A 20,361-nucleotide genomic window follows, 5' to 3' on the forward strand; every position below is an offset into this window, starting at 1 on the left:
TTTTTCTATCCGTTCCAGATTTTCGATAGCCCGGTGCTGACAGACCGATCCGCCAGAACAGGCCGGTGTCGCACCAACTCCGCAGGCACTCAAATGAACATTGTTAAACAAGAAAATGGCTTCACTGTTCTGCACAAAGACCGTACCGTCTTTACGCACAGCTTGGACAAACCGGCAATCTTTCTGGGAAGCGGTCAAGGCACCTTCGATATGTATCGCGGGAACTTTGACATCAAAGATTATGTCGAATCCCGCCTGCCAATGCGTGCTTTCAGGATTGACGAGGAAGGCGATAAGACAAGCATCACACTCGGGGTTGAAGGTGAGGACTATCTCACGCTGACCATTTATGAGACGGAAGAAGGCCGCCTGATAGTGGACTTCAACAGCCTGAAAGATGAGGTGAACCGTTTCTGGATGCGCGTCCATGCAACACCGGAAGAGAAGGTCTACGGTTGCGGCGAGCAGCTGACCTACTTCAATCTGCGTGGCAAGAACTTCCCGCTCTGGACGTCTGAGCCGGGTGTTGGCCGCAACAAGAATAACTACGTGACATGGCTGGCAGACACCAAGGATAAAGCGGGCGGTGATTACTACAACACCAACTACCCGCAGCCGACCTTTGTATCCAATGACAAATACTTCTGCCACTTACAGACAACAGCCTACGCGGACTTTGATTTCCGCCATGATGACTTCCATGAGCTGCAGGCCTGGAACATCCCAGACTACCTGCTGTTTGACCGGGAAGATAGCTTCACCGCGCTCGTCGGCAACATCTCTAATGTTTTCGGCACGCAGCCAGAACTGCCGGATTGGGTGCTGGATGGCGTGATCCTGGGCGTTCAGGGCGGCACCGATATTACTCTTGAGAAAATTGAGCGGGCCAGAAAGGCGGGCGTCAAAGTTGCCGGTGTCTGGAATCAGGACTGGCAGGGCATCAAGATGACGTCCTTCGGAAAGCGCTTGCATTGGAACTGGGAATGGAGCCCTGAACTGTATCCGGGCCTTGATACCAAGATCCATGAGCTCAAAGAAGATGGCGTCCGCTTCCTCGGCTACATCAATCCGTATGTGCTGGAAGGGCAGTCCCTTTACAAAATCGCCAAGGAAAAAGGCTATCTGGCCACCAAGGCTGATGGTGGTGACTATCTGGTTGATTTCGGCGAGTTCTATTGCGGTGTGGTGGACTTCACCAATGATGAGGCCTGCGAATGGTACAAGGGCGTCATCAAAGAAAACCTGATCGGCTTTGGCCTTGATGGCTGGATGGCTGATTTCAGTGAGTACCTGCCAACCGACTGCACCCTCTCCAATGGTCGCTCTGCTGAGCTGGAGCATAACGACTGGCCGCGCCGTTGGGCGAAGATCAACCACGAAGCCATTGAAGAATGCGGCAAGATCGATGACATCCTGTTCTTCATGCGGGCAGGGGGCACGGGCTTCCAGCGGTACTGCCATGTGCTTTGGCAGGTGACCAATGCGTGGACTGGTGCATTGAAGATGGTCTGGCCTCCGTCATTCCGGGCGCACTGTCCGCTGGTCTGATGGGCAACGGTATCCACCACTCGGATGTGGGTGGTTACACCACTTTGCATGGCATGAAGCGCACCAAAGAGCTGATGATGCGTTGGATTGATTTCTGCGCTTTCACACCAATGATGCGCTCTCATGAAGGCAACCGTCCGGGTGACAACCACCAGTTCGACACTGATGATGAAACGCTCTTCCATCTGGGCCGGATGTCCCGCGTGTTTGCCAGTATGAAGCCTTACCTGAAAGCCGCAATTGCGGAAAACACAGAGGCTGGCATTCCGGTTATGCGCCCGCTGTTCATGCATTATGAGCAGGATGAAACGGCCTATGACATTCAGTTCCAATACCTGCTGGGCCGCGATGTGATAGTCGCACCGGTCTACAATAAGGAAGAGACGGAGTGGAAGTTGTACCTGCCGGAAGATGACTGGGTGCATGCGTGGTCGGGGCAGGCGTTCAAAGGTGGCTGGGTCACCGTGGATGCACCGCTTGGTGAGCCGCCTGTTTTCTATCGTAAATCCAGCGAATATGCAGACCTGTTTGCAGCTCTGCCTCAGGTCGCAAAAGCCTAATACTCTTCGGTTTTCGCAGGTTGCTTGGCCTGCGAAAACCACCCTCGGTGCGATGCCGATCACTGTCAGATTTCAACCTACCAAATGAAGAGGACGATATTCCGCAGGTATTCAGAGAACACGGAACTTGCACAATCTTGGCATGGGATGCGCCTTCGTCAATCAGATGCCTTCTGGCCCCTGAGCAACAAGGTGAAATGTTGGAGAGTTTAAGTTCGTGAAGGCTCTTTGAACCAACGGAATAATCAGGTCCGGATTTGCTGCTCGGGAGTTAAGCAAAAACAATGAAGAAACTGATCAACCGCGTTGAAGATGTCGTTGCTGAACAGTTGGCTGGCATGCGTGCAGCACGACCGGAACTGAAATTCTCCGAGGAGCCGCGCTACATCTGGCGGGAGGACAATGAAGATAAGATCTCTCTTATTTCCGGTGGCGGCAGCGGTCACGAACCCCTTCATGCCGGATACATTGGCAAGGGCATGCTGACAGCCGCTTGCCCGGGTGAAGTGTTCACCTCTCCAACACCTGACCAGATGTACGAATGCGGTAAGGAGGTAAACAACGGCAAGGGCGTTCTGTTCTTCATCAAGAACTACACCGGCGACGTCCTCAATTTTGAATCTGCCGTTGAGCTTCTTCACTTTGATGACATCCCAGTGGCTCTATCACCATTGATGATGATGTGGCCGTAAAAGACAGCCTCTACACCGCAGGCCGCCGCGGCGTTGGCGCGACCGTGTTGATTGAGAAGATTGTGGGTGCTGCTGCTGAGGCTGGATATGATCTGGCCCAGTGTGAGGAACTGACCCTGCGCCTTAACAATCGTGCCCGTTCCTTTGGTGTTGCATTGTCAGCCTGTACGGTCCCAGCCAACGGTAAACCATCTTTTGAACTGGCAGATAATGAAATCGAGTTTGGTGTCGGTATTCACGGGGAACCGGGTATCGAGCGCCGCTCCTACAGCGACCTCAACACACTGGTTGAGCAGATGTGTGATGAGATCATCAACACACCGGCGTACACCCGCACCGTTCGCACGTGGGACCGTGAGGTAGGTGAATGGAAAGAGCAGGACATCACCACAGAAGAGTTCAAGCAGGGCGACCAGTTTATCGTGATGGTGAACGGCCTTGGCGGCACCACTCAGGGTGAGCTGTATGGCGTTTACGGCAAAATGGCAGAGTGCTTTGACAAAGCCGGCTACAAGCTGGCCCGTAATCTTGTCGGCAACTACTGCACCGCGCTGGATATGGAAGGCTTCTCCATCACCTTGCTGAAGGCTGACGAAGAAACTCTGAAGCTTTGGGATGTTCCGGTCAATGCACCAGCCTTGCGCTGGGGAGTTTAAGGATTACGGCTATGACAGTAAAAAAAGAACAACTCCTGGAATGGCTTAAAGACTGTGCAGCGGTGTTTGCCGAACAGCGTGATTACCTCACACAGCTTGATGCAGAAATTGGTGATGCTGACCATGGCATCAACATGAACCGCGGTTTTGAGAAGGTGCTGGAAAAGCTGCCGACCATGGATGCCATGTCCATTGAGATGATCCTTAAAACCACGGGCATGACACTCATGTCTTCCATTGGTGGAGCTTCTGGTCCGCTCTATGGCACGTTCTTCATTCGTGCAGCGGCGGCCGCAAAAGGCAAGGATGAGCTGGATCTGACCGACCTGACAGCTGTGCTGGAGGCTGGCGTTGCTGGCATCGTTGCGCGCGGCAAGGCTGAGCCGGGCGATAAAACCATGTGTGATGCCTGGTGGCCTGTGCTTGACGCGGCCAAAGCAGCTGAGAGCCTCGAGGCTGCTTTGCCAGCCATGGTAGCTGCAGCAGATGCTGGCGTTGCCTCCACGGTTGATATGCGGGCAAAGAAGGGACGTGCGAGCTATTTGGGTGAACGCTCCATCGGACATCAGGATGCTGGCGCAACCTCAACCATGTTCATGGTCAAAGCGCTTTCCCGCGCGGTCGTTGGGAGTTAAGCGAAGTGGTAGGCATCGTCGTTGTGTCTCACAGCTCCAAGTTGGCAGAAGGTGTTGCCGAGCTGGCGCAGCAGATGACACAGAACAAGTGTGCCCTTGCAGTGGCGGGCGGGATTGATGATCCCGCCAATCCAATCGGCACAGACCCCGTTCAAGTGATGACCGCCATTGAAACCGTAATGGATGACGATGGCGTTTTGGTTCTTATGGACCTTGGCAGCGCTTTGCTGAGCGCTGAGATGGCTCTAGAGTTACTGGGAGATGAAGTTGCGTCTTCCGTCGAACTCTGCGCTGCCCCCATTGTAGAAGGCACCATGGCTGCTGCCGTTGCAGCTGGTTCTGGTTTGCCACTGGCTGCCGTGAAAGAGGAGGCGCTTGGCGCGCTGAGTGCCAAGAAGAAGCATCTGGGTGTTGAAGAAGAGGTGGTCGTCACTGCGGCGCCTGAGGTTCCAGCTGGAGAGGAGCTTCGGTTCAACTGGACTGTGCTCAATCCTCACGGCCTACACGCGCGCCCCGCAGCTGCTATTGTCGGCGCCCTTGCTGGTTTTGATGCTGTACTTCAAATTGAAAAAGCAGAAGAACGCGCCAATGCCAAAAGCCTCAACGCCATTGCCGGTCTTTCCGTGCGCCGTGATGATGAAATCACATTCATTGCCAGTGGGGTACAGGCAGAACAAGCTATTGCGGCTTTCAAAGTCCTGGCTGAAGACGGATTTGGTGAAGATGTAACTGCAGAACCTGTGGTTGCGGAAGCGGAACCAGCTCCTGCCCCATTGCAAAGTGTTGAAGGCGCGATCGCAGGCCTTCCAGCGTCGCAAGGCATTGCCTTTGGTCGTGTTGCCTTCTTCCAATCTGTTATGCCAGCTGTGCCGGATCGGGCCTTTGCTGGTGTCGGTGAAGAAAGCAACCGCCTGTTTGCAGCAATCGGTTCCATCGCCAGTGAAATGCAACGCAGTGCAAAGTCTGCGAAAGATGCAGAGCAGTCCGGCATCTTCGCCGCGCACGTTGCCATGCTGACGGATCCAGAACTGGAACCGAAACTGCGTGGTTACATAGCGGACGAAAATGCGATTGCCGAACAAGCCTGGATTTCGGTGATGTTTGAGCTTAAAGCCCAGTATGAAGCCGCTGACAGTGACTACATGCGCCAACGGGCTGTCGACATCTGGGACATCACGCGGCAGGTTATGGTTCAGTTGACCGGATCAGAGGGTGAGGGCGCTTCTGTGCCTGCCAACTCAATCCTGATCGCCGAGGATCTGACGCCGACTGATACTGCGAAGCAGGATAAAGAGCACGTACTCGGCATCTGCCTGACAGGTGGCGGCAAAACCTCTCACAGTGCGATCATCGCCAGAGCCATGGGCATCCCGGCGATTGTTCGAGCGGCTGGTGCGTTTGATCTGTTGGAAGATGGTCAGCAAGTCGTGCTCGATGGCTTTGAAGGACTGCTCTGGACGGATCCTTCTGAAGAGGTGGAAGCGGATCTGGTTGCCCAGCACGAAGCATGGAAAGCGGAACAGGCAGAAGCCGCATCTAAGGCCATGGAACCAGCCATCACGCTCGATGGTGTTCATTTTCCGGTACAAGCCAACATCGGTAGCTTTGAAGATGCTGAGAAGGTAATTGCAGCAGGCGCAGAAGGCGTCGGCCTGATGCGGACGGAGTTTCTGTTCCAGTCACGCGCCGAGTTGCCGGATGAGCAATCTCAGTACGAAGAGTACAAGCGCATTGCAGCCGCCTTTGGAGATCATCCGATCACCATCCGCACGCTCGATGTTGGCGGGGATAAGCCGCTGGAAAGCTACCCGATGGAGGCGGAAGAGAACCCGTTTCTGGGGCATCGCGGGGTGCGAATGTGCCTTGCGGACAAAAAACTCTTTTCAACGCAAATTCGCGCACTCATTCGCGCAGCCGCTGAGCAGCCCAACATTCAGATGATGATCCCAATGATTTCAACGGTTTCTGAGTTGAAATACTGCAAAAAACTGGTCGAGGAAGCGCGTGAAGAGCTCGGGCTTTCACATAGCAACGCACCGATGAACGTTGGGATCATGATTGAGGTGCCTTCTGCTGTGTTGGATGCGGATAACCTGGCAGCTGAGGCGGATTTCTTCTCCATCGGCACCAATGATCTGACGCAGTATGTGATGGCTGCTGATCGCGGAAATCCTAAGGTTTCTGAGTTGGTTGACTATACTCAGCCTGCAGTGCTCAGGGCCATCCGCATGACCTGCGAGGCGGGGAAACGCGCGGGGATACCCGTGAGTATGTGTGGTGAAATGGCAGGAGACACCCAAGTCACCGAATTGCTGCTCAAAGCAGGTATCTCCAAGCTCTCAGCCAGCGCCTCACTGCTGCCGGCACTGAAAGAACAGATCAGACAAACCTCCCTGAATTGATCTCATAGGTGTCGGATAACCATGCCCGCTTGCCCCTCGGCAAGCGGGTGTTTACGCGTGTCCAGCAGTCCACTGTACATTCGATCTTTGATGACTGAATTGATTGTAAATTTACATTTTGAGGGCTTAATATGACAAATGGTGTAAATATATGATCGTTTACGGATTTATCCGAATGGTATCTCCAAAAAGTGACACCTAGTATTTCACTGAATGACGACGCTTTCAGGGTGCCTGTACACCCACTTCGGTACGCTCTGTCCGGGGATAAGCGGCAACCTCCAACAGTGAGATTACACCATGGACCAGATCATCATTTCTCCGAGCAAATACGTTCAGGGCGAAGACACCATCGCCAAAATTGGTGACTACATAAAACCCCTGGGCCAAAAAGCAGCTATCCTCGCTGACAGCTTCGTAACTGGCCTTGTTGGAGACACTGTCAAAAAGAGCTGCGCAGACGCTGGTATTGAGCAGCGTATGGAAGAGTTTGGTGGTGAATGTTCCCGTGCCGAGATTGATCGGCTGATGGAGATCTTCAAGGCAGAAGGCTCTGATGTGGTAGTCGGTATCGGTGGCGGTAAAACGCTCGATACAGCCAAAGCCATTGGCTTTTATCACAAAATTCCAGTGGTCGTGGTGCCAACAATTGCCTCAACTGATGCGCCAACCTCTGCGCTTGCGGTGATTTATACCCCTGAGGGCGAATTCTCAGAGTATCTGCTGTTCCCGTCCAATCCGAACCTGGTCATCATGGACACAAAGATCATCGCAGGGGCTCCAGTTCGCCTTCTGGTCGCTGGTATCGGTGATGCGTTATCCACCTACTTTGAGGCGCGCGCCAACGGTCTTTCCGGCAAAGCACCATGGCAGGCGGCCTCCCAACCAAAGCCGCCCAAGCTCTCGCCAAGCTCTGTTACGACACCCTGCTGGCTGATGGTTATAAGGCCAAGGTTGCCGTAGAAAACCGAGTGTCCTCAACAGCAGTGAAAAACATTATTGAAGCCAATACTTTACTCTCCGGTCTTGGCTTCGAAAGTTCTGGTCTTGCCGCCGCTCATGCCATCCATAACGGCCTGACAAAACTGGAAGAATGCCATCATCTCTATCACGGCGAAAAGGTTGCTTTTGGTACACTGACCCAGATGCTTCTTGAAAATGCACCAATGGAAGAAATCCAAGAAGTCCTCACCCTCTGCCGCTCCGTTGGTCTTCCAACCAATCTGTTCGACATGGGCGTCAAAGAACTGGACCATGCCAAACTCATGGAAGTCGCAGAAGCCTCCTGCGCAGAAGGCGAAACCATCCACAACATGCCTTTCCCCGTCACCCCAGAAATGGTCTACGCCGCCATGCTCTCCGCCCACCAGATCGGGCTGAAGTGAGCGATGTATCTTGATTAGCTCTGAGGCCGTCGCGTTTAGTTTCATCCTTGTCTTTGGATGGGGAGAAACAAACGCGACAGTCAGCTACAAACTATAAGTCTCTTAGAGATATGCCCATCAAACAGAAACCTTCACCCCTGTCTTAATTGGATCCATCGAAACGAAGGTTTTGAATTTTTTGATGTTTCCGTTTTTGAAGAAAATGTGGCGAGTGAACTCTTCGTATGCTGACATGCTTTCAACGACGACGACCAGCACGAAATCGATCTCTCCGGTCACATAGAAGCATTGCTGGACTTCTGGGGCATCGCGGAAGATTTGCTTGGCTGCGTCGATGTCGGTTGGCAGTTCGCTGACCAGTTCTACTTCAACAAAAATTGTGATCGGTAGCCCCACCATTGCTGGATCAACCACAGCAACATTGGCAGCAATAACCCCTTCGGCTTCCATACGCCGGATGCGGCGCTGGACGGAAGGGGCGGATAAGTTGACGGCCTCGCCAATCTTTTGCTGAGAGGTGCGGTTGTCTGCTTGGAGTATGCGCAAAATGGCGTGGTCATATGAGTCTAGAGGCGTCATGTGAAAGATTATTGCATATCAAGCGCTCATATTCAGCGCATTTTTCACGACTGATGAAGTACTAATTCAGATTACCAATTGAATTGCAGCACGCCGCCTCTCGGGAGAACTTCATGGCTGACTTTGCGCATCGTCTTCAGGCCCTTCGGCATGAGTTTCATCAAAATCCTGAGCTCGGCTTTCAAGAGGAGTGGACCAAGGCACGGATCGCTCGCCATCTGCGTGATCTGGGCATTGAAACCCACGAGGGCATCGGTGTTGTCGGCGTCCTAAGAGCCGGTAACAGCCATAAAGCCATCGGCATACGCGCGGACTTTGATGCGCTTCCGATCACCGAACTTAACGAGTTTGCGCACCGGTCTCGTAATGAGGGCGTGATGCATGCCTGTGGCCATGATGGACACACCACCATGCTTCTGGGGGCTGCGGAGCTTCTGGCCAAATCTCCTGAGTTTGATGGAACAGTTGTGCTCCTGTTCCAGCCCAATGAAGAGCATGGTTTAGGTGCCCAGGCCATGATTGATGAGGGTGTCTTGCGGAACTTTCCGATTGATGAGGTTTATGGTCTGCACAACCTGCCCGGCGAGCCTGTTGGGCGGGTATCTACCCGGGCAGGGGTGATCTGCTTCAGTGAAAGTCTGTTTGAGATCACGATCAATGGGCAGGGCGGGCATGCCTCAATGCCCCAGGCTGGCCGTGAGACAATGACCCCAGCTGCTGAGCTGTTCTGGCGCTTCAAACCATCGTCTCCCGAAAGCTGCCACCGTCTTCTGGTGCTGTTGTTTCAGTAACCGAGTTTATCACAGATGGTCAGCGCAACGTCCTGCCGGGTCACACACTGCTGAAGGGGGAAGTGCGCGCTGCTGCTCCAGAACACCGAAAACAGGTCGAGACCCATCTGAGGCAGATCGCAGAGGGTATTGGTGTGAGCCATGGTGTCGATGTTTCAGTGGAGTTCCGCACGGAGTTCATTGAAGCGATCAATGATGCCGATGCCGCTTCTCATGTGATTGAAGCAGCCAGAACGATGGGGCTGGAGCATGACGGTGCGCGCCCTTCCATGACGTTTTCTGAGGACTTCGCAAATTTTGCTGCACAAGTTCCCGGTTGTTTTCTTCTGATTGGAAATGGCACGGAAGGTGCCCACGCCAAACCATTGCATGCAGCTGATTATGATTTCAACGATGAGCTTCTGGAGACGGGGGCTCGGTTCTGGGCTGAATTGGCAAAGCAGCGTCTCCCAAAAGGCAAATAAGCAGGAGTATCCCATGTCCAAAAGCATCTCACATATTCAGGGGTCTCCAAATTTCGGCCCGGCAGCACTCTCCGTTTTGCCCGAAACTGCTTTTGTCCAGGCGATTGCCGAGATCACCCAGTGGGAAGGATATGAATCCAGCCCGTTGTTTTCTCTGCCGTCTCTGGCGCAGGAAGTCGGGGTAGGGGCGATCCTCTACAAACATGAAGGTCCCCGTTTTGGTCTTGGAAGCTTCAAGGCCCTAGGCGGTGCCTATGCTGCATTGCGCGTTCTGCAGCGGGAAGTATCACGCCGCACCGGAGAAGAAGTCTCCCTCTCAGATATTCGTGAGGGGCACTGCGCAGATCAGGTGAGCCGCATCACCTTGGCATCCGCAACCGATGGCAATCATGGACGGTCTCTTGCCTGGGGATGCCAGAGATTTGGCGTGCCTTGCAAAATCTATATCCATGCGGAAGTCAGTCAGGGCCGTGAGCAAGCGATGCAGGAGCTGGGTGCGGAAGTCATTCGTATCGATGGCGACTATGATGCGTCCGTTGAAACGTGCCGGAGTGAAGCGGAGGCAGCTGGCTGGTTCGTGGTTTCTGATACATCCTGGCCCGGCTATACAGAGCCTCCAAGGGATGTCATGGCTGGCTATGGTGTCATGACCCACGAGATATTTAATGATCTTGAAAGCCCGCCGACCCACGTATTTTTGCAGGCCGGAGTAGGGGGCATGGCAGCTGCTGTCGCTGCTTCATTGCGGCAGCACTGGAAGGATGAAGCCCCAAAAGTCTGCATTGTTGAACCGGACCTTGCTGCTTGTCTGTTTGATAGCGCCAAGCAGCGACAGGCCGTATCCGTTGAAATTGGCGAAGAAACGATCATGGCAGGCCTGTCCTGTGGCGTTCCCTCCCCAATGGCCTGGGAAATCCTGAGCAGCGAATGCTCGCATTTCCTCACCATCAGCGATGATCTGATCGCCACAACAATGCGCCGCCTCGCACACCCACTTGGCAATGACCCAGCCATTGAGGCAGGCGAAAGCGGCGTCGCTGGCCTCGCCGCAGTGATCGAAGCCTCCAAAGACCCAGAGCTCTGCTCTGAGCTAGGCTTAACTCCAGACTCCAGAATCCTCCTGATCGGCTCAGAAGGCGTCACCGATCCTGAGATCTATGCTCAGATTATGGGAAATAGCTAGCCTGAACAGTGGTTGATTAGTCTTACATCCTCAAGTCTGTTTTGCTTATCTCACCCATTGCACCCAATGGAAAATCAAACTGTATATAAGCAGGTATGCGGATGCGGGGTATGGTTTTGGGGGTGGAGAGGATGAGCGGAGTTAAGGCATTGGGCCTTGGTTTTGCTGGAAGCTTCACTTGCTTTGGTTGGGAACCGTAGCAGGAGTGTGAAGAGAACTGGAACTGATCCGGGGCAGTGGCGACAAGTGCGCGAACCCCGCAGCGGCTTTCGTTGATGAGCCAAATTAAGCTACGAGCAAATGCTCTGGTGTTGGATCAGTCTGTCTGCATACCTTCGCAAATGTTTGTCTTGTTCATCTGGAAAGATCCTTTCCGGAAATGAGGTGTCGTGTCTCCCGTTCTGCGGTCTCTGACTGAAGCAACATAAAAAGCTGCTTTCAGAAAGGGAGAGGATATGATTGGGGCACTTAAGAGATTTTCACGCACAACGGCATTGGCTCTGTCACTTGGCATGGCTGGATTCGCTGGTGGACAGGCGCAAGCGGAAGAAAGCCTGATCTTGGCACATGCGATGAATACAGATCACGTATTCCACGCGCTTTCCGAGCGTTTTATGGGAGAGCTGGACGGTAAAGCCATCAACATTGATTATCATCCTGGTGGCGATCTTGGTGACTGGACCTCCCTATTTGAGCAGTCCATGCAGGGTGTTGTGCCAATGAGCCTCACATGGGGTGCATCTGAGTTTGATGGCCGGTTGGATCTCGCTTACCTCGGCTACGTGGTTTCCAATTGGGAACAGGCGCAGAAGCTCTATGGTCCGGGCTCAGATATGCTGGATATCTACAACGGTATTCTTCATGAACTTGGCTTGCATGCGGTAGGGATTATTCCAACGGATTTTGGTTCTGTCGTGATCCGCAAAGGCGTTGGCAAGGTGCCGGTCAATTTTCCTGCTGATGCCAATGGTTTGAAGATCCGTGTTCCGGGTCTGCCGATGGCAGTGGAACGCTTCAACAATCTGGGTTTCTCAGCTGTTCCGATCCCGCTGGCAGAGGTTTACACCGCCCTTCAGCTTGGTACGGTCGATGCGCGTTCATTCTCAACCGCGGTTGAGACGTATTCACTGCGTGACGTTCTGGAAACCAACATCCTCACCAATGACTATTTCGAGCACGCCTTCTGGCTGGTGAACAAGGACTGGTGGGAAGGCCTTGAAACAGCTGATCGTGAAGCTCTGCAAACTGCGATCGACACCACACTTGAGTGGTCCTGGGGAGAAGCGCAGGCAAAGAGCGAAGAGTTCCTGCAAAAAGCCAGAGATGCCGGGATCAAGGTGGTTGAGCTGGATGATGCCCAGCAGGCAGCTGCGCGCAAGATTGCTCATGAAACGGAATGGCCAGCCATGGAGAAAATCATTGGCTCTGAGATCATGAGCCAAATCCGTCAAGCTGCTGCAAACTAATAATAATTGAAGAGAAGGCCGGAGTGTGCTCCGGTCTTCGGTTGGGAGGCATATGACCGTGAACCGCGAGTCTAAACAGCACCCGCGTGCGCCGGTGCAGGTCGCTTCATTCATCTATGATCCGGAAATTACCGAAACAGAACCGCCGGATCATGTCACCGCAATCCCAGAAGGTCCGCAATCCAGAAGCATGACTAGGCTGCTAAAAGCGGAGCGGCTTCTGGAAAGATCTCTGTATTTTGGTCTGGTGTCGATGGGCATTGGTCTTGCCGCAATCATGTTTGTGCAGGTTCTGCTTCGCTATGTGTTTGCGCTGCCGTTTGTCGGTATTGAAGAGCTTGCTCTGCTGATGGGGGCCTGGTTTTACTTTCTGGGGCTTGCTTATGTGACCCGTAATGGAGAGCACATTCACGGTGGCATCGTGACACTGTTGATCAAAAGTCCGCGAAAGATCCAGAGCATCCGCTTGATCATGACACTGGCCAGCATCGCTGCCTGTCTAGTGTTTGGGTATTATGCCAGCAAGTACGCGATCTTTGAAATAGAGCGTGGGCGCGCAAGCTCTTACATGCGCTGGCCAAAAGGGCTGTGGTCTGCCTCCATGATCATCGGATTTGCAGGCACGATCATCTACCTCTCGCTGCAAGCCATCAATCAAACCATTGACCTTAAAACAAGACTTTCAGTCGTGAAGAAGGGCTAATCATGTTCATTTTTCTTGCCTCTCTTCTGCTTATCGTCGTGCTGTTGCTGGCTGAAATGCCAATCGCATTTGCATTTGGTGTTGGCGCGCTGGTGTTCGGCATTGCTTCAGACTCAAACGTTTCCTTCCTGATCCCTTACGCCTATCAGACCACGCTCAGCTTCGCTCTGCTGGCGCTGCCCTTGTTCGTGCTGGCTGGAACACTGATGGCTGAAGGTGGCATCTCAGATCGACTGCTCAGTTTCGTGAATGCGTTTGTCGGGCGCATGAAAGGTGGGCTTGGCGCGGTGACTGTGATCACCTGTGCCTTGTTCGGTGCGATCTCTGGCTCATCATCTGCCGCCATTGCGGCGATTGGGCAGATCATGATCCCGCGGATGGTGAAGGAAGGCTATCCGGTTGGCCACGCAACGGCGTTGGTAGCGTGTTCTTCTGTGCTGGCGTTGATGATCCCGCCGTCTATTCCGATGATTGTGTTTGCAGTGACGGGTGGCTTGTCCGTTGGGGCGGCGTTCCTATCGACGGTTATTCCGGGTGTCCTGCTGGCTCTGGTTTACATCGCCCTCAACTTCTTCTTCCTGCGCAAGGTGGATACCATTCAGGTGGAGGAGCCTTTGCCATTTAAGGAAGCAGCGCAGAATGTTGCCAGCAGCGGGCTGAAGGCATTCTGGGCGCTGATGATGCCATTATTGGTGTTGGGGGTGATTTACAGCGGTATCGCAACGCCAACAGAAGCTGCTGCAATCTCACTGGTTTATGCGATTGTTGTTGGGGTGTTCATCTATAAAGGGCTGAGCTTCAAAGATATTCCGGCGGCCTTTGTGCGGGCGGCGATCACCACAAGTTCCATCATCGCAGTGTTGTTCTTTCTGTTTGTGATGAGCCGGGCGATGATCCTGCAGCAGGTGCCGCGTGAAGTGGCTGAGGTGCTGATCTCGCTGACGGAAAACAAGATCCTGATCCTGTTGCTGATCAACCTTATTTTGCTGCTCATTGGTATGATCGTGGATGATGTATCCGGCAGTGTGTTGGCGGCAATTGTATTGCTTCCGGTGGCAACGGAGATTGGCGTTCATCCAATTCACTTTGCAGCGATTGTTGGCACCAATCTGGGGCTGGGGAATGTATCCCCACCGTGTGCGCCCATGCTCTATATGGCCGCCGGGGTGAGCAAGCTCACGCTGGATAAGTATGTGGGCATCACACTCAAGTTCCTGCTGCTTGGGCATCTGCCGATGGTTCTCATCGTCACCTTCTTCCCGGAACTGTCGCTGGCTCTGCCAAGACTGATCATGGGTATCGACGTTTAATCCATCCCATCCTCTGCGGTGATCTCATCGCAGAGGATCAGTTGGCTGAGAGTTTGATGACTTTCAGCGCACTTCCAGCAAGATATTCATGAAGCTTCAAGAGTTGCTCCTTCGCAGCAACCTCATTGCCAATAGCGACTGAGCGCATGATGTCTGCGTGAAACTGGCTGCAGACCATGGTGTCGTCACGCGTTTTATTGGCAAACCAGAACCGGCGGGATTGGCTCTGCACACGGGCAAGCGCATGGTGGAAGTATGGGTTGCCGCTGGCATTGGTAATGGCGAAGTGAATGCCTCGCAAAGCCTCCAGCAGGCTAGCATCTTCATCACCTTGCGCACTTTCCAAAATGTTCTGTGCCAGTTGCAGCATATGAACGCGGTGTTCGCTGCTACCACGCAGGATCGCATATTTGATGCAAGTCGGTTCAATCTCTTTGCGGATCTCCAAAAGCTGAAGTTGCTGCGCTGCTGAAATCTCCAGAAACTCGACACCCTTTCGTGCATGCACTTTCAGCATGTCTTCCTGCTCAAGAGCCTGAAGGGCTTCTCTGACGGGAGTGCGTCCAAGCTGTAATATGGCAGAGAGTTTGTTTTCTGAGTAAAGCTGCTCCGTATCCAGCTCCCTGAAAATGACTTTGCGCTCTATCTCAGCCTTGGCAAAAGCTGCTTGTGTTGTTGCTTGGAAATCAGACACCTGGTGCTCCGCTTGCTTAAGCTGGCATGTAAATTCTGGCGGTGAAGCTAGAGCAATGGAATCTGCGAGTGAAGCAATCTGTTTATTTCCACATTTGTACTTAGGATAAGTTTCAAACTGTATATCTGGTAATAGTGCTTAGCTGTGCGCAAGTATATGCACAGATGATTGTTGTGCAATTTCTATCTGTATACATATAGCATAACAGCCACTTCGATAGGTGCTCGCTTATCTATCTGTTTTGTAAAGATATTTTTTGTGTGAGTGAGAATTTGAAGTTGCTCACCACAAAACTGTCAGTGACTATTTCAGCTGACTGTATGTACGTTCTTCTACTTTTGTCAGTGCCCGCTCTTCGTGATGTGTTTCACAATATGTTAGTTAGGAAGAGAGGCTCATAAGTCAGCTCATCCTCTCATATTAGCGTTATATAACAATATGTTATCTTATATGTGAGTGGCGATATGGCTTGGAAGGAATTAGCATTAAGCGCAGTCGACAGTCCGGTGTTGGACGAGGCTGATGTTGTGGTGTGTGGAGGTGGCCCGGCAGGTGTTGCTGCGGCTGTGATGAGCGCCCGGGATGGCCTTAAAACAATCCTTGTCGAGAAGAATGGCTTTTGCGGTGGCGCTGCAACAGCAGGTCTGTCTGGGACGATTTGCGGTCTGTATCTGACGCAGGATGAAATTGCCAAGAAAACACCTAAGCAGGTCGTCTTTGGTTTTGCAGAAGAGTTTCGTCAGAGACTAGAAGGCAAGCAGGGCGTTACAGAGCCCCAGATCTACGGCAACACGCATGTGTTGACATTCGACCCACTGCGTTGGCGCGAAGTAGCCGATGATCTGCTGGAAGAAGCTGGTGTAACATGTTTGTATCACTGCCTTATCACTGAGGTGATGAGAGAGGATCAACGCATCAAAGCGATCAAACTGGAGAGTTCAGCCGGGAGCACCTTCCTGAAAGCCAAAGCTTTCATTGATGCGACAGGTGATGCCGCTGTACTGGCAAAAGCTGGATGCGAGCATTCTTATGGCGACAAGGGTAACATCCAGAACCCAACCATGATGTTCCGTCTTTCCAACGTGGAAGCCGAAGGTTTTTACAAGGTCTTTGGTGAGGACACCATTTCACCGCCTGAAGTCACCGAGAAGATCCGCGAAGTCAACGCAAGTGGTGAACGTCATCTGCCGCGGGACAAGGTCTGGGTCTTCCCAACACCGCAGGACGGTGTGTTTTTGATGAACTGCACTCGCCTTGCGGGGCAAGGTGGCCGGATGCTGAATGTCATCAATCCAGCTGACCGAACCTATGCGGAGATCTATGGCCGCCGCTCAGCCCGTGACTATCATGCCTTCTTCAAGGAGAACGTTGAGGGCTTTGAGAAAACACAGCTGATCGACATGCCGCCGGAGATCGGCGTGCGCCAGACCCGGACGATCCGTGGCACGAAAACACTGACAAACGATCAGGTCGTGAACTGCGAAAAGCCAGCGGACGGCATTGCCCGCTCATCCTGGCCAATCGAGTTGCATGCTGGCAAGCAGAGTAAGCTGCATTGGCTGATGAACGACTACTACGAGATCCCTTGGGGCACGCTTGTTCCTGAGGAGTTGGACAATACAATTGTCGCGGGCCGTTGCCTGAGCGCAGAGCATGAGGCGCTGGCATCTGCCCGCGTGACGGCTCAGTGCTTTGAGATGGGGCACGCAGCGGCTGTCGCAACCAAAATTTCACTCGAAAGCGCAGTGAAATACAAAGATCTGGATCCGGAGCAAATCCGCCAGAAAATGCGCGTGAATAACAGCGCATTGTAGCACCTAGTCACATTCAAACTGACCACAAGTAACTGTAGGAAGCTGTAGCCGTAAGGATGCTGCTTCCTGCAAAGGGGCTCGTGCGGCCTGACGCCGCCGAAACCTTTGTCTGAAGGCCAAACATCGGGAGAGATATTATGGCTTTGGAGGAACCCATGACAAAACCAACCACAAATAAGGGGGAGATACTTAAGCCCAGCTTGGACAAGTCCATTTTCTTGCCAAGTCTACTCTTCAGCCTTGCGATCATCATTCCGATGATCCTGATGGGTGAGGCACTCAATCCTTACATCACAGCAATCAATAACTTCGTGTCGCACAGCTTTGGCTGGGCATACATGGCTTACGGCACCATTGGCCTGTTCTTTCTGGCATGGGTGGCCTTTGGCCCACTGGCCAACGTAAAGCTGGGCAATGCAGACGATAAACCAGCCTTCAACGATTCAAGCTGGGCTTTCATGATCCTGGCAGCCGGTTTCGGTATCGGCGTGGTCAACTGGTCCATGGTTGAGCCTATGATTACCATGGCCTCAGCTCCTGCTGGTGCAGAACCATTCTCTGCAAAGGCTGCTGAAGATGCGCTTGCTTATGGCTTGATCCACTGGGGACCATTCCTTTGGGTTGGCTACATGGCGCTCGGCCTTCCATTTGCGTACTTCTTGTTTGCACGTAAGCCAAAGGTTCAGCGTTTTGCGCTTTGCTTTGAGCCAATCCTTGGTCAAAAGCGGGTTGAAGGACCAATCGGTACCGCAATCAATGCATTCGCTGTTTTCGGTCTTATCGGTGGTATCGGTACGACCCTTGGTCTTGCTATTCCGCTGCTGGCTGGTTTGCTTTCCGTATTCATCGGTATTGAGCACACCATGTTCGTGGAAGTCGGCGTTCTGCTCTTCTTCGGCGCGTTGACCATGTACTCTCTTTCCAAAACCATTTCGAAAGGGATGAAACTGCTCTCAGACTTCAACGGCTGGCTTGTTGTTGTGGTGCTGGGTGCGATGATCCTGTTTGGCCCAACGGCTTACATCATGAACAGCTTCACAAGCATCTTCGGTAATGCAATGGAGTTGATGCCGCACGTGTTCACCTGGACAGATACCTATGGCCTGTCCAACGGTTATGCGCAGGACCAGAGCGTGTTCTACATGGCTTGGTACATTGCATATGCACCTCAGATGGGCCTGTTCGTGGCATGTGTGTCTCGCGGCAGAACTCTGAAGAACGTTGTGCTGGGCTGCGTTGGTTACGGCTCCTTGTCTGCCTTCGTATTCTTTGCAATTCTGGGTGCTTTCGCTGTTCAGCTTCAGCTCTCCGGTACTGTTGATCTTGCCGCAAACTTCAATGAGCACGGCATTCCGTCCACAGTCGCACTGGCATTGAGCAACACTCCGCTTCCAGCACTGGCTGTGCCAATCTATCTGGTGATGGTGGCAATCTTCGTGATCACCACGATTGAAGCTTGTACCCGTAACCTGGCGTCCATGACCAACAAGAACATCAGCGGCGACATTGAGCCTTCAACCTCTTCCCGCCTGATCTGGTGCGCAATCATCATTGCAATCAGCTTCGGTGTGATCCTTGTTGGCGGTCTGGATGTGGTTGTCACGCTGGCTCTGGTGCCAACGGTGCCACTCGTTGCACTCAGCTTCCTTGCGACCTACTGCATGGTCAAGGCAGCTCGCAAAGACTTCCCGCACTTGTTCCGCTCCAAATACACCGCCATCGAGCGGCATGAAGACGGATCTCTGACGGTGAAAACCGCAGAACTCTAAGACCCCTGAGAGAGGCAGCAATCGCTGCCTCTTTTATTTTTCCCTCAAAGCTGCTTTTGCAATAAGCTCAATTCCCTCCGGAATAAGCGCGTTATCGATCACCGAATATCCCAGACGGATATGGTTCAGGTTCTCACTTGGATTGGAGAAGGTGAAGCCACCTGTTTCAAAGTAAACGCTGGACTCCATCACCTTCTGCTGTAGCTTCCCGGCATCAATGTCTTCCGGTAATTTCAACCAGATGCTTCCCCCACCAAACTCTGGCAGTACAGAAGCGCCCGGAAAATGTGCCTCAAGTGACTGATGCATCGTCTTGCATCTGGTTTTGTATTCATTCGAGATTTTTGCGAGGAACCGGTCAAAGTAGCCCCGCTGTAGGAACAGGGCGACACTGCGCTGGTTGTTGACGGGCGGATGTCGCAAAATGTGGTGGCGAAGTGCTTTTGCCTCGCGGATAAACTCCCTGTCTGCCACCAGATAGCCAATGCGCAGCCCCGGCATCAGACTCTTGGACAGGCTGCCCGCATAAATCACGTTCCCACATCGATCCAGGCTTTTGAGGGCAGGCGGTGGTGTCTTGTCGAAGGCGATCTCTGCCTCGTAATCATCCTCGATGATGAACTGACGATTTTGCGCCGTGATGCGCAGCAGCTCTTCCCGTCGCTCAACAGGCATGGTGACAGTGGTCGGAAACTGATGGCTCGGTGTGGTGTAAAGGCATTTGCATTGGTTGATCTCATCACTCAGGATCATCCCACCTTTATCAATCGGCAACCTGCGCACATTCAGGTTTTCCATCTGCGCCATGTTCAAAATGTCCGGATATCCTGGATCTTCTATGCCGATCGTCTCACCTGTCCGTAGCAACAGCTTCACGGCAAGGTACAACGCTTGCTGCCCGCCCAATGTGATCAGGATTTCTTCCGGGTGGGCGATGATCCCGCGCTTGGACAGCACACGCTGCATGAGCTGCTCAACAAGCAGCTCATCATCAATGGAGGAGTAATCTGTCGCCCAGTTTCGCATCTCCACCACATTGACTGAGTCGCGAATACACTCGCGCCAGCTGGCAATCGGGAACAGGTTTGGATCGATCAGCCCACAGATGAACGGGAAGCGAAACCGGACGAGACTGTCACTTGGCTTCACCACACGAGGCATGTTGAAACTCCGTCCGCGAAAATGCGAGTTGAAGTCCATCTTAATCACATCTGTATCACTACTATTGGCAGGTGATGTGTACAGATTTTGCGAGGCCTGACTGGAGAGCAATGCATCTTCGCGGATGTAGATGCCAGCCCGGTCTCGGCTCTCCACAAACCCATCCTGCTTCAGGCTCTCATAGGCCAGTGAAACTGTTGTGACACTTACCTCTAAGTCTTTGGAAAGCTTACGAATAGAAGGTAAGGGACGATGAATGGGAAACTGTCGGTTCACAATCGCAATCGCCAGCTGACGCCGAATTTGTGTCTGCAAACTCTCGGATGAACTTCGGTCAATTCGGATCAGGTTGGCGTACATTTTCTTCTCTTTCCAAATCCAGTCAGCTAAACTGTATATATGGAAGAGAGTTACTGTATATAAAATAAAATGACAATCAAAAATAGACTGCCTCTCAATTCAGAAGGGCAAAGAGGCACCACAAACGCTCTCCAGCTCCTCTGACATTAACGGGAAGCTGAACCGCGCAAAGCGGATCAGGATTACTTG

The 20,361-nt window shown here is 52.7% G+C and carries 15 protein-coding genes and 2 pseudogenes; 14 read left to right on the top strand and 3 right to left on the bottom strand.

The annotated features are described in order from the left end of the window. Positions 1-93 precede the first annotated feature (93 nt). From JCM12308_RS14120 to JCM12308_RS32325, 6 genes and pseudogenes are all read left to right on the top strand, one after another. Positions 94-2,108 (top strand): annotated as a pseudogene (locus JCM12308_RS14120) (alpha-glucosidase). Between the two features lie 284 nt (positions 2,109-2,392). After that, positions 2,393-3,456: pseudogene (dhaK, locus tag JCM12308_RS14125) on the top strand (dihydroxyacetone kinase subunit DhaK). 11 nt (positions 3,457-3,467) lie between these two features. After that, positions 3,468-4,091, top strand: a complete 624-nt coding sequence (gene dhaL / locus JCM12308_RS14130) for a dihydroxyacetone kinase subunit DhaL (protein WP_054784187.1) — start codon at positions 3,468-3,470, stop codon at positions 4,089-4,091. A 5-nt stretch (positions 4,092-4,096) separates the two neighbouring features. Continuing rightward, positions 4,097-6,493, top strand: coding sequence for a phosphoenolpyruvate--protein phosphotransferase (ptsP, locus tag JCM12308_RS14135; protein ID WP_054784188.1), 2,397 nt, complete (start codon positions 4,097-4,099; stop codon positions 6,491-6,493). A gap of 300 nt (positions 6,494-6,793) precedes the next feature. Then, a complete protein-coding gene (locus JCM12308_RS32320; protein ID WP_280138379.1) occupies positions 6,794-7,456 on the top strand; it encodes an iron-containing alcohol dehydrogenase in 663 nt (220 codons plus the stop codon). Between the two features lie 23 nt (positions 7,457-7,479). Next, complete coding sequence (locus JCM12308_RS32325; RefSeq protein WP_444544400.1) at positions 7,480-7,878, top strand: dehydroquinate synthase/iron-containing alcohol dehydrogenase family protein; 399 nt, start codon at positions 7,480-7,482, stop codon at positions 7,876-7,878. Between the two features lie 117 nt (positions 7,879-7,995). Here the strand turns inward: JCM12308_RS32325 and JCM12308_RS14145 are convergent, their stop codons facing one another. Next, positions 7,996-8,457, bottom strand: a complete 462-nt coding sequence (locus JCM12308_RS14145) for an Lrp/AsnC family transcriptional regulator (protein ID WP_054784189.1) — start codon at positions 8,455-8,457, stop codon at positions 7,996-7,998. A gap of 113 nt (positions 8,458-8,570) precedes the next feature. Here JCM12308_RS14145 and JCM12308_RS32770 point away from each other — a divergent pair, with 113 nt between their 5' ends. The 6 genes from JCM12308_RS32770 (at position 8,571) to JCM12308_RS14170 (ending at position 14,374) form a co-directional block, all read left to right on the top strand. After that, positions 8,571-9,248: an amidohydrolase gene (locus JCM12308_RS32770; RefSeq protein WP_306303346.1), complete on the top strand. Its 678-nt coding sequence runs from the start codon at positions 8,571-8,573 to the stop codon at positions 9,246-9,248. A gap of 62 nt (positions 9,249-9,310) precedes the next feature. Further along, the gene (locus JCM12308_RS32775; protein WP_306303347.1) at positions 9,311-9,712 is read left to right on the top strand and encodes a M20/M25/M40 family metallo-hydrolase; all 402 of its coding nucleotides are present in this window, start codon (positions 9,311-9,313) and stop codon (positions 9,710-9,712) included. Between the two features lie 13 nt (positions 9,713-9,725). Beyond that, a complete protein-coding gene (locus tag JCM12308_RS14155) occupies positions 9,726-10,895 on the top strand; it encodes a diaminopropionate ammonia-lyase (RefSeq protein ID WP_054784190.1) in 1,170 nt (389 codons plus the stop codon). Between the two features lie 455 nt (positions 10,896-11,350). After that, a complete protein-coding gene (dctP, locus tag JCM12308_RS14160; RefSeq protein WP_054784191.1) occupies positions 11,351-12,361 on the top strand; it encodes a TRAP transporter substrate-binding protein DctP in 1,011 nt (336 codons plus the stop codon). A 52-nt stretch (positions 12,362-12,413) separates the two neighbouring features. Further along, positions 12,414-13,064: a TRAP transporter small permease gene (locus JCM12308_RS14165; protein ID WP_054784192.1), complete on the top strand. Its 651-nt coding sequence runs from the start codon at positions 12,414-12,416 to the stop codon at positions 13,062-13,064. Between the two features lie 2 nt (positions 13,065-13,066). Continuing rightward, complete coding sequence (locus JCM12308_RS14170) at positions 13,067-14,374, top strand: TRAP transporter large permease (RefSeq protein ID WP_054784193.1); 1,308 nt, start codon at positions 13,067-13,069, stop codon at positions 14,372-14,374. 37 nt (positions 14,375-14,411) lie between these two features. On the opposite strand, the gene JCM12308_RS14175 is transcribed toward JCM12308_RS14170, so the two are convergent. After that, positions 14,412-15,068 carry a GntR family transcriptional regulator gene (locus tag JCM12308_RS14175; protein ID WP_054784194.1) on the bottom strand — a complete coding sequence of 219 codons (657 nt, stop codon included), beginning with the start codon at positions 15,066-15,068 and terminating at the stop codon, positions 14,412-14,414. 464 nt (positions 15,069-15,532) lie between these two features. Between JCM12308_RS14175 and JCM12308_RS14180 the strand changes: the two genes are divergently transcribed. After that, positions 15,533-16,882: an FAD-dependent oxidoreductase gene (locus tag JCM12308_RS14180; RefSeq protein WP_054784195.1), complete on the top strand. Its 1,350-nt coding sequence runs from the start codon at positions 15,533-15,535 to the stop codon at positions 16,880-16,882. 155 nt (positions 16,883-17,037) lie between these two features. Beyond that, the gene (locus JCM12308_RS14185) at positions 17,038-18,651 is read left to right on the top strand and encodes a BCCT family transporter (protein ID WP_128647410.1); all 1,614 of its coding nucleotides are present in this window, start codon (positions 17,038-17,040) and stop codon (positions 18,649-18,651) included. A gap of 33 nt (positions 18,652-18,684) precedes the next feature. On the opposite strand, the gene pdxR is transcribed toward JCM12308_RS14185, so the two are convergent. Next, entirely contained in the window at positions 18,685-20,172 is a 1,488-nt protein-coding gene (pdxR, locus tag JCM12308_RS14190) for a MocR-like pyridoxine biosynthesis transcription factor PdxR (RefSeq protein WP_054784196.1), read from the bottom strand. Between the last annotated feature and the right edge of the window lie 189 nt (positions 20,173-20,361).

It is taken from the genome of Pseudovibrio denitrificans JCM 12308 (assembly GCF_001310815.1).
In the GTDB taxonomy this organism is placed as follows: Bacteria; Pseudomonadota; Alphaproteobacteria; order Rhizobiales; family Stappiaceae; genus Pseudovibrio; species Pseudovibrio denitrificans.

Excerpts from the sequence above, each read along its gene's own strand:
- JCM12308_RS32770 (WP_306303346.1), top strand. The coding sequence starts at position 8,571 with ATGGCTGACTTTGCGCATCGTCTTCAGGCCCTTCGGCATGAGTTTCAT.
- JCM12308_RS32320 (WP_280138379.1), top strand. The coding sequence starts at position 6,794 with ATGGACCAGATCATCATTTCTCCGAGCAAATACGTTCAGGGCGAAGAC.
- dctP (WP_054784191.1), top strand. The coding sequence starts at position 11,351 with ATGATTGGGGCACTTAAGAGATTTTCACGCACAACGGCATTGGCTCTG.
- JCM12308_RS14145 (WP_054784189.1), bottom strand. The coding sequence starts at position 8,457 with ATGACGCCTCTAGACTCATATGACCACGCCATTTTGCGCATACTCCAA.
- JCM12308_RS14170 (WP_054784193.1), top strand. The coding sequence starts at position 13,067 with ATGTTCATTTTTCTTGCCTCTCTTCTGCTTATCGTCGTGCTGTTGCTG.
- JCM12308_RS14165 (WP_054784192.1), top strand. The coding sequence starts at position 12,414 with ATGACCGTGAACCGCGAGTCTAAACAGCACCCGCGTGCGCCGGTGCAG.
- dhaL (WP_054784187.1), top strand. The coding sequence starts at position 3,468 with ATGACAGTAAAAAAAGAACAACTCCTGGAATGGCTTAAAGACTGTGCA.
- JCM12308_RS14180 (WP_054784195.1), top strand. The coding sequence starts at position 15,533 with ATGGCTTGGAAGGAATTAGCATTAAGCGCAGTCGACAGTCCGGTGTTG.
- pdxR (WP_054784196.1), bottom strand. The coding sequence starts at position 20,172 with ATGTACGCCAACCTGATCCGAATTGACCGAAGTTCATCCGAGAGTTTG.
- JCM12308_RS14155 (WP_054784190.1), top strand. The coding sequence starts at position 9,726 with ATGTCCAAAAGCATCTCACATATTCAGGGGTCTCCAAATTTCGGCCCG.
- JCM12308_RS14185 (WP_128647410.1), top strand. The coding sequence starts at position 17,038 with ATGACAAAACCAACCACAAATAAGGGGGAGATACTTAAGCCCAGCTTG.